Source organism: Citromicrobium bathyomarinum (assembly GCF_021021475.1).
Lineage (GTDB): Bacteria > Pseudomonadota > Alphaproteobacteria > Sphingomonadales > Sphingomonadaceae > Alteriqipengyuania > Alteriqipengyuania bathyomarina.
In genome coordinates this window covers 246,078-258,437 of record NZ_JAINWL010000002.1, presented here as the reverse complement: position 1 = coordinate 258,437, position 12,360 = coordinate 246,078, and the positions used below count along the sequence as shown (strand labels likewise).

13 protein-coding genes are annotated in these 12,360 nt (G+C 66.0%); 8 read left to right on the top strand and 5 right to left on the bottom strand.

Annotated features, from left to right (window positions below; translation table 11 throughout):
* Nucleotides 1-17: 17 nt before the first annotated feature.
* On the top strand, nt 18-464 hold the full coding sequence (locus K7H93_RS09210) for a hypothetical protein (RefSeq protein ID WP_230783369.1): 447 nt from the start codon (nt 18-20) through the stop codon (nt 462-464).
* Entirely contained in the window at nt 461-769 is a 309-nt protein-coding gene (locus K7H93_RS09205) for a transcriptional regulator (protein ID WP_230783368.1), read from the top strand. The genes K7H93_RS09210 and K7H93_RS09205 overlap by 4 nt, the downstream gene beginning before the upstream one ends.
* A 24-nt stretch (nt 770-793) precedes the next feature.
* On the opposite strand, the gene K7H93_RS09200 is transcribed toward K7H93_RS09205, so the two are convergent.
* Nucleotides 794-1,678: a MipA/OmpV family protein gene (locus K7H93_RS09200; protein ID WP_054525337.1), complete on the bottom strand. Its 885-nt coding sequence runs from the start codon at nt 1,676-1,678 to the stop codon at nt 794-796.
* 130 nt (nt 1,679-1,808) lie between these two features.
* Between K7H93_RS09200 and crtY the strand changes: the two genes are divergently transcribed.
* Genes crtY through K7H93_RS09175 form a run of 5 tightly spaced genes read left to right on the top strand, consistent with a single transcriptional unit; the run spans nt 1,809 to nt 8,002 of the window.
* Nucleotides 1,809-3,020 (top strand): lycopene beta-cyclase CrtY, encoded by a 1,212-nt coding sequence (gene crtY / locus K7H93_RS09195; RefSeq protein ID WP_230783367.1) that lies wholly within the window; start codon nt 1,809-1,811, stop codon nt 3,018-3,020.
* On the top strand, nt 3,013-4,512 hold the full coding sequence (locus K7H93_RS09190) for a phytoene desaturase (RefSeq protein WP_230783366.1): 1,500 nt from the start codon (nt 3,013-3,015) through the stop codon (nt 4,510-4,512). The genes crtY and K7H93_RS09190 overlap by 8 nt, the downstream gene beginning before the upstream one ends.
* On the top strand, nt 4,509-5,090 hold the full coding sequence (locus K7H93_RS09185) for an LOG family protein (protein WP_054525335.1): 582 nt from the start codon (nt 4,509-4,511) through the stop codon (nt 5,088-5,090). Before K7H93_RS09190 ends, K7H93_RS09185 begins: the two co-directional genes overlap by 4 nt.
* Nucleotides 5,087-6,097 (top strand): phytoene/squalene synthase family protein, encoded by a 1,011-nt coding sequence (locus K7H93_RS09180; protein WP_226663196.1) that lies wholly within the window; start codon nt 5,087-5,089, stop codon nt 6,095-6,097. The genes K7H93_RS09185 and K7H93_RS09180 overlap by 4 nt, the downstream gene beginning before the upstream one ends.
* A gap of 33 nt (nt 6,098-6,130) precedes the next feature.
* A complete protein-coding gene (locus K7H93_RS09175; protein ID WP_230783365.1) occupies nt 6,131-8,002 on the top strand; it encodes an acetyl/propionyl/methylcrotonyl-CoA carboxylase subunit alpha in 1,872 nt (623 codons plus the stop codon).
* 153 nt (nt 8,003-8,155) lie between these two features.
* On the opposite strand, the gene K7H93_RS09170 is transcribed toward K7H93_RS09175, so the two are convergent.
* On the bottom strand, nt 8,156-9,448 hold the full coding sequence (locus K7H93_RS09170) for a multidrug effflux MFS transporter (RefSeq protein WP_230783364.1): 1,293 nt from the start codon (nt 9,446-9,448) through the stop codon (nt 8,156-8,158).
* 66 nt (nt 9,449-9,514) lie between these two features.
* Here K7H93_RS09170 and dinB point away from each other — a divergent pair, with 66 nt between their 5' ends.
* Entirely contained in the window at nt 9,515-10,654 is a 1,140-nt protein-coding gene (dinB, locus tag K7H93_RS09165; RefSeq protein WP_230783363.1) for a DNA polymerase IV, read from the top strand.
* Here dinB and K7H93_RS09160 read toward each other — a convergent pair.
* From K7H93_RS09160 to K7H93_RS09150, 3 genes are all read right to left on the bottom strand, one after another.
* Nucleotides 10,651-11,115: an NUDIX hydrolase gene (locus K7H93_RS09160; protein ID WP_230783362.1), complete on the bottom strand. Its 465-nt coding sequence runs from the start codon at nt 11,113-11,115 to the stop codon at nt 10,651-10,653. The genes dinB and K7H93_RS09160 overlap by 4 nt on opposite strands.
* Nucleotides 11,116-11,193: 78 nt before the next feature.
* Nucleotides 11,194-11,655, bottom strand: a complete 462-nt coding sequence (locus K7H93_RS09155; protein WP_010236441.1) for a Dps family protein — start codon at nt 11,653-11,655, stop codon at nt 11,194-11,196.
* A 136-nt stretch (nt 11,656-11,791) separates the two neighbouring features.
* A complete protein-coding gene (locus K7H93_RS09150; protein ID WP_230783361.1) occupies nt 11,792-12,343 on the bottom strand; it encodes a hypothetical protein in 552 nt (183 codons plus the stop codon).
* Between the last annotated feature and the right edge of the window lie 17 nt (nt 12,344-12,360).

Here is a 12,360-nt window from a genome sequence, read left to right as displayed (position 1 = left end):
AAGTGAAGGATAATCCGATGGACAGAAATGAAGCGCAATCGGCACTGGATGCCGTGAAGAATACCGATCGATCGATGGCAGACCGCATGACGTGGCCACTCTGGCGGCATGCGATTTTCGGGATGATGATGGCGCTGGTGCTGCTGGCAGTCGTTTCGCCGCTCGCCGCTCAGCTGCCGATTCTGGGCCTGCTGCTGCTGTTGGTCTACCTGGTCGTTCGCGATGACAAGAAGCGCCACGGCATGTTTGTAAGCGGGTACCAGAAAGGCCGCACAGGCTGGGTATTGGCAGCTCAGTTCGCGCTGCTGCTCGCGGCGCTAGTGCCAAGCCTCGTCTGGCTCGACGATCCGCTGGGGAGCCCGCTGTTCTGGGCCATCGCAGCGTTTGTGCTGATTGGCAGTACCGCGCTCAGCCTGCTGTGGGAAAATATCTATCAAGCAGACCTGAAGGCCGGCCGGCGATGAGCGCGGAGATCGACATGGCTCTGCACGCTCCGGCCCGGTTGCAGATTGCCGCAATGCTGGCGCGCGCCGACGAGGTCGAGTTCGCCACCATGCGCGAGGTTACCGGGGTGAGCGACAGCGTTCTCTCCAAGCACCTCACCGTCTTGGCCGACGCAGGCTACGTCAAGATCGTGAAGGCACCGCGCGACGGCCGTCAGCGAACTTGGGCATCGCTGACGCGTACCGGGCGGAGCGCGTTCGCCGCGCACATGACCGCACTGCGCGAACTCGCAGCAGCGGCAGAACAGGCCGTGGCGACGGAGTGATCCGTCGCCACGGCCTGCGGGAAATCAGAAGGTGTAGCCGATGCCGCCGCCGATCAGGAACTGGTCAGCATCGCCGCGCAGCGCGACGAAGGGCGACTTCTCGGCATCGCCGATCATCCGCGAATAGCCGCCGATCGCGAACAGCGCGAGGCCGCCATTGGCGAGATCGCCATCCAGATCGACCCCGACCAGCAGGTTCGCGCTGAGCTTGTTGAAGCCGGAACCCGCATCGTAGACCGGCAGGCCGCTGGCGGTCGCCTGCGCGGGGGTGACCGAATAGTAGTATTCGTTGAACGCCTCGTCCCCGTGCTCCGCACTGAGCGACAGGCTGATGCCCGCGCCGCGGCTGACCGGGGTGAAGTAGGTGATGCCCGGGTTGATCACCATGCCCTCATGCGCGCCCGCGACATCCCACCGCACGTCGACATTGGCCGACAGGCTGTCGTACGGGTTGAGCACGCCCGACACGCCGATGCTGGCGCTCGGCCCTACCTCGACTGCGGTATCCAGCTCGCCTGCTGCGGCGACCACCGGATCTTCGATATCGCCGGTCCGCGAGGTACGCAGGCGCACCGCAGGTCCGAAGCCGAAATTGACCTTGCTGTCAGCGCTGTCGGGAATGAAATCGAGTGCGAAACCAGCCGCACGCGGGTTGATATCGATCCCCCCGAGGCTCCCCTGGATGATCGGCAGTGGGAACACCTCGTAATCGTCGGAGCCGTCGTAATCGGGCGCAAAGCCCGCGCCTATGCCGACCTGGACCCAGTCGCCGTCGAACACTGTGCCTTCGGCAGAGCGGGCCGGAGCATCATCATCCGGGCCGTCTTGCGCGAGCGCCGGCGTGGCCACCCCGGCACAGGCGAACGCGACCGCAGCGAACGTTGCGGGGGTGGGTAGAATTGAACGCATGGATTATCCCTCATGTTGCGCCCCTTTGAACGGCGATTGAGAGGCATAGTTCCACGCAAAAGCGCATGATTGCGCGGGCAACCGCAAGTTCAATTGCACCTTTTTCCCCAGCGCCCTACGAGCATTGGCGATGACACCGGCGACATCAGGGGCTCGTGCCGACATCGCAATCCTTGGCGGCGGCCTTGCCGGTGGCCTGATCGCGCTCGCCCTGCGCCGGGCGGCCCCCTCGCTGGCAGTGGTGCTGGTCGAGGCAGGAGAGATGCTGGGCGGCAATCACCGCTGGAGCTGGTTCGAAAGCGATCTGACGCGCGACGGCGCGGCGCTGCTTGCCCTGTTTCGCAAGATCCACTGGCCCGCGGGTTACGACGTGCATTTCCCCGAGCACTCGCGGCGGCTGGAGAGCACCTATTTCTCGCTCGCCTCGGCCGATTTCGACGCAGCGCTGCGCCGCGAGCTGGCGCAGTCGACCATTCAAGCGGGCCGCAACGTCGCCTCGGTCGATGCGCGCGGAGCCACACTGGAGGGGGGCGAGCGGATCGAGGCGCGCTGCGTGATCGATGCGCGCGGCTTCATCCTGTCCGACGCGTTCGAGGGTGGCTGGCAGGTGTTCATGGGCCGCCATCTGCGCACCGACGCCCCGCACGATGTCGACCGCCCGATCGTGATGGACGCGAAGCTCGCCCAGCACGACGCCTTCCGCTTCGTCTACACCCTGCCGCTCGCCGCCGACGAGCTGTTCGTCGAGGATACCTATTACCAGGACAGCCCCACGCTCGACCGCGCAGCGCTCTCCAGCAGGATCGATCGCTATTGCGATGCGATGGGCTGGCACGGCGAGCCCCTCGCGTTCGAAACCGGCGTGCTCCCAGTCGTGACCGGCGGCGATCTGGCCCGCTACCAGCGCGAGGTGCGCGTGCCCGGCGTGGCGATGGCAGGCGCGCGGGCGATGATATCCCACCCTCTGACCAGCTATACCCTGCCCTTCGCGGTCGAAACCGCGCTGCTGGTGGCCGACAACCGCGATCTGCCCGGCGAACAGATGGCCGCCCTACTCGAAGCGCATGCGCGCCGTGTGTGGCAGCGGACAGGTTTTTACCGGATGCTCGGCAAAATGCTGTTCGGCGCGGCGAAACCTGAGGAACGATATCGCATCTTCTCGCGCTTCTATCGTCTATCGCCGGGATTGATCGAGCGGTTCTATGCCGCACGTTCGACCACCCCCGACAAGCTCAGGGTCTTGACCGGCAAGCCGCCGGTCCCGATCCCCCATGCCCTGCGCGCGCTGGCATCGCACCGCCCGCCGCTCGCCCCACCAGAAGGAACTGCCGACAATGGCTGAAGGCCGCACAGCATGCGTTATCGGGGCCGGTTTCGGCGGCCTCGCGCTCGCCATCAGATTGCAGAGCGCTGGGATCGCCACGACCGTGATCGAGGGCCGCGACAAGCCCGGCGGGCGCGCCTATTACTGGGAGAAGGACACCGACACGGGCACCTTCACTTTCGACGGCGGGCCCACGGTCGTCACCGATCCCGATTGCCTCAAGGAACTCTGGGCACTCTCGGGCCACGACATCGCGCAGGATGTCGAGTTGGTCCCGGTCAAGCCGTTCTACCGCCTCAACTGGCCTGACGGCACGAATTTCGACTATTCGAACGACCATGAAGAGCTGTTCGCGGAGATCGCGAAGCTCAACCCCAAGGACGTCGAAGGCTACCAGCGCTTCCTCGAATACTCCGCCGGGGTTTACGAGGAAGGCTACGTCAAGCTGGGCACGGTGCCCTTCCTCGATTTCAAATCGATGCTCAAGGCTGCGCCCGCGCTCGCCAAGAAGCAGGCCTATCGCAGCGTCTATTCGATGGTCTCCAGCTTCGTCGAGAACGAGAAGCTGCGCGAGGCGCTGAGCTTCCACACGCTGCTGGTCGGCGGCAACCCGATGAAGACGTCGAGCATCTACGCGCTGATCCACAAGCTGGAGATGGATGGCGGCGTGTGGTGGACCAAGGGCGGCACCAACCGGCTGATCGCCGGCATGGTGCGCCATTTCGAGCGGATCGGCGGGACGATCCGGCTGGGCGATCCGGTGGTCGGGATCGAGGTCGACGACAAACGCGCCAAGAGCGTGATGACCCAGAGCGGTTTCGTGCAGACCTTCGATGCGGTCGCCAGCAATGCCGACATCATGCATTCCTACCGCGACCTGCTGGGCCGCTCACAGCGCGGGTGGAGTATGGGCCGACGTCTGAAGCGCAAGAGCTACAGCCCCGGGCTGTTCGTGGTCCATTTCGGCCTCGAGGGGACATGGCCCGGCATCGCGCACCACATGATTTTGTTCGGGCCGCGTTACAAAGGGCTGCTCGACGATATCTACTCCAACGGCGTGCTGCCGGAAGATTTCTCGATCTACCTCCACCACCCGAGCAAGAGCGATCCCTCCATGGCCCCGCCGGGGATGAGCACGTTCTACGCGCTGGTGCCGGTGGCGCACCAGGGCAAGCTGCCGGTCGCCTGGGACGAGGTCGGCCCGCTGCTCGAAAAGCGCATCCTCGACGAAGTCGGCAAACGGCTGGTGCCCGACATTCACAGCCGGATCGTGACCAAGTTCCACTACGCGCCGAGCGACTTCGCCACCGATCTCAACGCGCACCTGGGCAGCGCCTTCAGCCTCGAGCCCGTGCTGACGCAGAGCGCCTTTTTCCGCGGCCACAACCGTGACGATGTGATCAAGAACTTCTACCTCGTCGGGGCAGGCACCCATCCGGGCGCAGGAATTCCCGGCGTGGTCGGCAGCGCCAAGGCGACCGCCGGCCTGATGATAGAGGATCTCAAATGAAGCGCCTCGCCATCTATTGCGGCGCGGCCACGCCGCCCGATCCGCGCTACATCGAACTGGCGCGCGATGTGGGCGCGGGGCTGGCGCAGCGCGGTATCGGCGTCGTCTATGGCGGCGGGCGGCTTGGCCTGATGGGCGCGCTGGCGCAAGGCGCGCTCGATCAGGGGGGTGAGGTGATCGGGGTGATCCCGCATGCGATGGTAGAGCGTGAATTCGCCAATCACGATTGCACGCAGCTGATCACGGTCGAGACGATGCACCAGCGCAAGCAGCACTTTACCGACCTTGCCGACGGCTTCATCACTCTGCCCGGCGGCATGGGCACGATGGACGAATTGTTCGAAGCATTGAGCTGGGCGCAGATCGGCTATCACGAAATGCCGGTAGGGCTGCTCAACGCCTTCGGTTTTTACGATGATCTTGTGCAGTTCGTAAACCGGATGGCGGATACGGGTTTCGTTCGTGCAACACATCGCGAGATCTTGCAGGTTGCGGACAATTTGCCGGAACTGCTCGACAAGCTTGCGTCTTATACGCCTAATACCCCGATCTATCGCATGAGCGCAGACCAGCTTTGAACCAGGCCCGCCCCCTCGTCCCTTCCCGCTTCGTGCGCCCCTCTATCCCGCGCCCCGGTGGCGGGCGCGACCGGGCTGCGCTGGTCAACGAATCCTACGAAGCGATTGCCGAAGGGTCGCGTAGCTTCGCCTTTGCCTCCAAGCTGTTCGACAAGGCCACGCGCGAACGCGTGTGGATGCTCTACGCTTGGTGCCGCCGGTGCGACGATCTGGCCGACGCGCAGGAGAAGGGCGGCGAGCTGGGCGATCAGGCGGGGATCGAGGACCGACTGCAGGCGATCAAGGTGCTGACCCGCCGCGCGCTGGAAGGCGGCGCAACCGCCGATGTCGCGTTCGACGCGCTGGGGCAGGTTGCAGGCGAGGCGGGCATCACGCTCGACATGGCGAACGAGGTGATCGCAGGCTTCGCGATGGATGCCAACGGCTTCAGCCCGCACAGCGAGAAGGAGCTGATGCGCTATTGCTACCACGTCGCGGGCGCGGTCGGCGTGCTGATGGCCCGGGTGATGTTCGCCCCCAACGACAGCTTCATCTACGACCGCGCATGCGATCTCGGGCTGGCGTTCCAGCTCGCCAATGTCGCGCGCGACGTGATCGAGGATGCGGCAGCCGGGCGCTGCTACCTGCCCGACGAGTGGCTGGAGGACGCCGGACTGACGCGGGAAAACTACGCGGACGAGGACAACCGCTTCGCGCTCGCGGCGGTCTCCGCACGGCTGGTCGACCGGATGGAAATGTACGAGGTCGCGTCCCGACTGGGCGCGAAACACCTGCGTTTCCGCCAGCGCTGGGCGGTTCTGTCCGCCGCGCGCATCTACGGCGCGATCGGGCGCAAGGTCCGCGCGCGAGGCCAGCTGGCGTGGGACACCCGCACCTATGTGCCGTGGTACGAAAAGCTCGTCCATGTGATCGCCGCCTTCGGTGAGGCCGTCACGAAGCACGCGCCCGAGCCCGAGCACTGGCCGCCCTATACCCGCGACGATCTTCGCCCGGTTGCCGGGTGGTAGACCTGCCGCCCACTTGGCGTTAGCGCTGCGGGCATGATCCAGAAGCTCCTGATCGCCAATCGCGGCGAAATCGCCTGCCGCATCATCCGCACCGCGCGTGAAATGGGCATTGCCACCGTTGCGGTCTATTCCGATGCCGACGCCAAGGCGCTGCACGTGCGCTCCGCCGATGAAGCGGTGCATATCGGCCCCTCGCCCGCTGCCGAAAGCTATCTGGTGGGCGAGAAGATCATCGCCGCCGCCAAGCAGACCGGCGCGCAGGCGATCCACCCAGGCTACGGTTTCCTCTCGGAAAACGCCGATTTCGCGCAGGCTGTGAAGGACGCAGGGCTGATCTGGGTCGGCGCGCCGCCCTCCTCGATCCGCGCGATGGGCCTCAAGGACGCGGCCAAGAAGCTGATGCGCGAGGCGGGCGTGCCCGTGACGCCGGGCTATGACGGCGACGACCAGAGCCCCGAGCGGCTGAAGCAGGAGGCCGATGCGATCGGCTATCCCGTGCTGATTAAGGCGGTCGCGGGTGGCGGCGGCAAGGGGATGCGCAAGGTCGATGCCGAGGGAGACTTCCTCTCCGCGCTCGAATCTTGCCGGCGCGAGGCCAATGCCAGCTTCGGCAATGACGACGTGATCTTAGAAAAATGGATCACCTCGCCCCGCCATATCGAAGTGCAGGTGTTCGGCGACAGCCACGGCAACCACGTCCACCTGTTCGAACGCGACTGTTCCTTGCAACGCCGCCACCAGAAGGTGATCGAAGAAGCGCCAGCCCCCGGCATGGACGAGGCCACGCGCGAGGAAATCTGCGCCGCCGCCGTGCGCGCCGCCAAGGCGGTCGATTACGAAGGCGCGGGCACGATCGAATTCATCGCCGACGCCAGCGAAGGCCTGCGCGCGGACCGCATCTTCTTCATGGAAATGAACACGCGCCTTCAGGTCGAGCATCCGGTGACCGAGGAGATCACCGGGGTCGATCTGGTCGAATGGCAGCTGCGCGTCGCTGCGGGCGAGCCGATCCCATGCAAGCAGGACGAGCTGTTTATCGACGGACACGCGATCGAGGCACGGCTCTACGCGGAAGACCCGTCCAGCGGTTTCCTGCCCAGCACCGGGTCACTCGACCATTTCGATATCGGCTTGCGGGGCCGTATCGAAACGGGCGTGGAGGAAGGCGATCAGATATCGCCCTTCTACGATCCCATGGTCGCCAAACTCGTGACCTGGGCAGAGACCCGGGAAGATGCGATCGAGCAGCTGGCAGAGATCGCCGACGGGGTCGAAATCTGGCCCGTGCGCACCAATGCGGCCTTCATCGCGAACTGCCTGCGCGACGAGGATTTCGAGGATGCCAATCTCGATACCGGCTTCATCGAACGCAAGATCGACGATCTGGTGGAATCGGACGAACCTTACGAAGCGATCTGGCAGACCGCTGCCGACTTCGTGGTTCTCGCCGAAACCGACGACTATGACGACCAGCCTGCGGGCTTCCGGCTCAATGCACCGGGCCGCCTCACCACCAGCCTCTCTTTCAAGGGCGATACGCGCGTCGTCGCGGCGGCCGAGGGTGCAGCGTTCGAGGCTGCGACCGGCTTTGTCGATCCGCACCGGGTGGTCGTTTTCGCCGACGGCATGTCTTTCGCCTTCGACCGCGGTTCGCGCGGCTCGGGCGCGGCTGCGGCAGGCGACGGCGCGATCCTCGCGCCGATGCCGGGCAAGGTCATCGCGCTCGACGTGGCCGAGGGCGACAGCGTCACCGCGGGCCAGCGGCTGATGGTGCTCGAGGCGATGAAGATGGAGCATTCGCTCACCGCGCCGTTCGACGGCACCGTGACCCAGCTTTCCGCCAGCGAAGGCGGTCAGGTGCAGGTCGAAGCGGTGCTGTGCGTGGTGGAGCCTTCCGAAGGCTGATCCTCCCCGTTTCTCCGCAGGATAGATGGGGAGGGGGACCACCCGCAGGGTGGTGGAGGGGCCCGATGCCTAAGACACCCCTCCGTCACGCAGCCTGCGGCTGCGCGCCACCTCCCCATTTGCGCTGACGCGAAAACGGGGAGGATCGATCGCTTAATCCTCGTACACCGGCGGGCCGAACAGCTTGCCGCGCTCCGCGAACAGCACCAGGCCGATGCAGATCAGCGCGCCGCCGAACAACGCGGTCGCCAGCGGGATCGCGGTGCCGTTATAGGCATAGCCGATGCTCGCGCCGATCACCGCTGCGGTGACCATCCGCAAGAAGGTCTGCACGCTTGCCGCCGCTCCCGCCGTCTCGCGGAAGGGCTGCATCGCGATCGAGCCGAAATTGGCACCGATGAAGCCGAGCAGCATCATGTTCGCCGCCATCAAAGGGACGAAGGTCCACAGCGTTTCCTCGGTCATGGTCGCGACGAACAGCTGCAGCGCGGCCACGATCAGGAACAGGAACAGGCCGGTGTGGCTCACGCGGCGGGCACCGAAACGCTCGACGATCCGCGAATTGGTCCAGCTGGCCACCGCCATCGCGCCCGCGCAGCAGGCGAAGATCGCGGGGAACCAGGGTCCCGCGCCGAATGCCTCGCCCACCAGCTGCTGCGCCGAGTTGATGAAACCGAACAGCGCACCGAAGATCACCGCGCTGCCCAGCGTGTAGCCCAACGCCTGCCGCATGGTCAGCGTGGCGCGCATGTTGCGCGCGATCACGCGCGGCTGGATCGGCTGTTTGTCTTCGGGATGCAGCGTCTCGGGCAGGTTGCGCCATGCCCATGCGCCCATCGCCACGCCGGCGACCGCGGTGAACACGAAGATCCAGCGCCAGTCGCCCATCACCATCAGCACGCCCTGCCCGATGCTGGGCGCGATCGCGGGCACCATCAGGAAGATGACGAAGATCAGGCTCATCATCCTGGCCATCTTGTCGCCGCCCACCCGGTCGCGGATGATCGCGGGCGGCAGCGCGACGATCCCCGCCGCGCCGAAGCCCTGCAGGAAGCGCAGCGTCAGCAGCGATTCGAAATTCCACGCCATCGCGCACAGCAGCGAAAAGGCGATGTAGAGCCCGAGCGCGGTGAACAGCACCGGCCGGCGACCGTACCTGTCCGCCAGCGATCCGGGGACCAGCGCGCCCAGACCGGCCGCGAGCAGATAGGCACCGACCACGAACTGACGCGAATTGCCGCCTGCGCCCAGATCGGCGGCAAGGTTGTCGAGCGCAGGAAGCACCGCATCGATGCCCAGCGCGTTGAGCGCCATCAGCAGCGCCATCATCGCGATCAGCTGACGCTCGCCGATCCGCTGGCCCGACGGCGGCAGCGCCGCAGGCGCGCGAGCATCGACGCTCTGCCGGTCGATCGACTCGCCGGGCCCGTAATCTGGATTTCGCATGTGCACAAAACCGCAAATGGCGGCGTCGGTTCCGATTGGCAACCTGTGTGCTATCGCAGGCCCGCGATGAGCGAAGGCGAGACCACTCCGGAAGATCGCGGCGAAGCACCGCCGACGCGCAAGATCATCCATGTCGACATGGATGCCTTCTTCGCCAGCGTGGAGCAGCGCGACAACCCTGAATTGCGGGGCAAACCGGTCGCGGTCGGCGGGGCGAGCGGGCGCGGTGTGGTTGCCGCTGCCAGTTACGAGGCGCGCAAGTTCGGCGTAAAATCCGCCATGCCATCGGTCACCGCCAAACGGCTGTGCCCGGACCTGATCTTCGTGAAGAGCCGCTTCGACGCCTATCGCGAGGCATCGGACCAGATCCGCGCGATCTTCCGCCACCACACCGATCTGGTCGAACCGCTGAGCCTCGACGAGGCCTATCTCGATGTGACCGTCAACAAGCTGGGCATCGCCTCGGCAACCCAGATCGCACAGATGATCCGGCAGGAAATCCGCGCGAAGACCCGCCTGACCGCGAGCGCGGGGGTCAGTTACAACAAGTTCCTCGCCAAGCTGGCGAGCGACCAGAACAAGCCCGACGGAATGTGCGTGATCCGCCCCGGCGAAGGCGCGGCTTTCGTTCAGACGCTGCCCATCCGCCGCTTCCACGGGGTCGGCCCGCGTGGGGAGGAGAAGATGGCGCGGCTCGGTATCGCCACCGGCGCGGATCTTGCCGCGAAGGACGCGGCGTGGCTGGCGCAGCATTTCGGCAGCTTCGGCGACTATCTCTATGGCGCGGCGCGCGGAATCGACGACCGGCCCGTGCGCGCCAACCGCATCCGCAAGTCTGTCGGCGGAGAACGCACCTTCTCGGTCGACCGGCACGAGGCGGAAGAACTGCGCACCACGCTGGACGACATCGTCGAGATCGTGTGGGAGCGGATCGAGCGGGCGCAGGCGCGCGGGCGCACGGTGACGCTCAAACTCAAATATAACGACTTCCAGCTGATGACCCGCGCCCGCTCGCTACCGCGTAGCGTCGCGGACAAGGCCGAATTCGCCGCGATCGGGCACGCAATCCTCGATGAACTGCTGCCCCTGCCGCGTCCGATCCGCCTGATGGGGCTGACGCTCTCCAATCTCGAACGGGGCGCTTCCGGGGAGGAGGACGAGGGGCGATCCAACGATGCCAGCGACGGTCAGCTCGCCCTGTTCTAGATCTTCAGCAGGTAGGCGATCCGCCTTTCGGCGAGGCCGCTGACCGGCTGCGGCGGATCGTCCGGCATCGCGAAGCGCACCTCCACGACCTCGCGCCCGTCGGGCACCGGGGCCTCCGCGATCTCCGCCAGGAAAAGGTACGCAGTGTGCGGCGCGCCGGAGATCGTCTCCTCGATCGTGCCCAGTTCGCTGACCGGGCCAAGCGTCAGCGCCAGTTCCTCCGCCATCTCGCGCCGCGCAGCTGCCTCGGGCGCTTCGCCGCGCGCGATCCCGCCGCCCGGCAGGCTCCAGTCGGGCGGGCCATAGGTATGTCGGACGAACAGCACCCGGCCTTGCGCGTCGCGCAGGATAACGCTCACGCCGCGCAGCTGCGGCTTCGCCAGCCGCCGCCAGACGTGGCGCAGACGGTGGGCGACGCGCAGCGCGAGGCGGTGGAGCGAGCGGGGCAGCAGTGGCGGCATGATGGATGCGGGATATAGAAAAGGGCCGGCCCGGCATAGCACCGGATCGGCCCTTCTGGTTGCCTGGCTAACGGGGGATTAGCCGAGCGTCGACTTGAGGAACCACGCGCGTTCCTCCGCCATGTCGGTCCAGTCGTCGAGCAGGCCGTCGGTCGCATTGTCGCCCGCCTCTTCGGCCAGCGGCTTCATGCCCTTGAGGCGCTTGATCATCGCGACGTTGTCGTCGTGCAGTTCCTTGACCATCGCATCGCCATCTAGGTCGGTCGAATCCTGATCCTTGACCTGCGTCGCGCGGGCGACCGAACCGATCGAGGTCAGCGTGACCTCGCCCAGCTTGCGCACGCGTTCACCGATCGCATCGATCTGATCGCGCAGCTCGATCGCCTGTTCGTCGAACAGCAGGTGCAGGTCGCGGAAGCGCGGGCCCTTCACATGCCAGTGGAAGTTCTTGGTCTTGAAGTAGAGCGCGAGGTGGTCCGCCAGCAGGCCGTTAAGTTCCTGCACCAGTGCGGTTTTCGAATTGTCGCCAGCTTGAGCCATGTTTGGTCTCCTGTGTTATTTTATTGGGCCTTGAAAAAGGGTCTCGTGAGGTCAACGGAGCAAGGCCCTCCCGGTTTCCTGCCAAAGCTTCGATTACTGTGATTGACTGGGCCTTCGCCCGGCGGGGGAGCAGCGCTCAGATGATCCCGCGCACACCCAGCCCGATCAGCAGGCCGGCCAGCAGGACGATCCCCGCCATCACCAGCCGGAAGGCGCGCAGCGGCAGGGCCTCCAGCTCTTCCCCCAGCGCCCAGCCACCGGCCAGCGCCACCCCCGCTCCCGCCGCACCGCCGAGCGCGACATAGGCAGGCAGCGCGGTGGCGGCGGCGAGCGCGAAGAGCAGGAAGCGCGCGGCATCGCCCCATTGCCGGGCGAGCAGCACGACGAAGGCTGCGAAGGGAGAGCGGGTCGGCTCTTTCGGGCGCTTGTCCCGCCCCGGCCACACCAGTTCCACCGCAGCCACGACCAGCGCGATGGCGACCAGCATCCGACGCGCCGCGTCGGGCAACATCTGCGCAATCGCATCGCCCGCCAGCGCCATCAGCCCGGCGGTAAAGACCGCAGCGACCAGCGCCGCCAGCAGGATGATCGCGCCGAGCGACCCCGCCAGCCGCGCGACCAGCAGCTGGTCGCGCGCGCCGATGGTCAGCAGCAGGGCAGCGGCAAAGCCGAAGAGGAAGGAGGACATGAGAGGGCGGTGCGCGC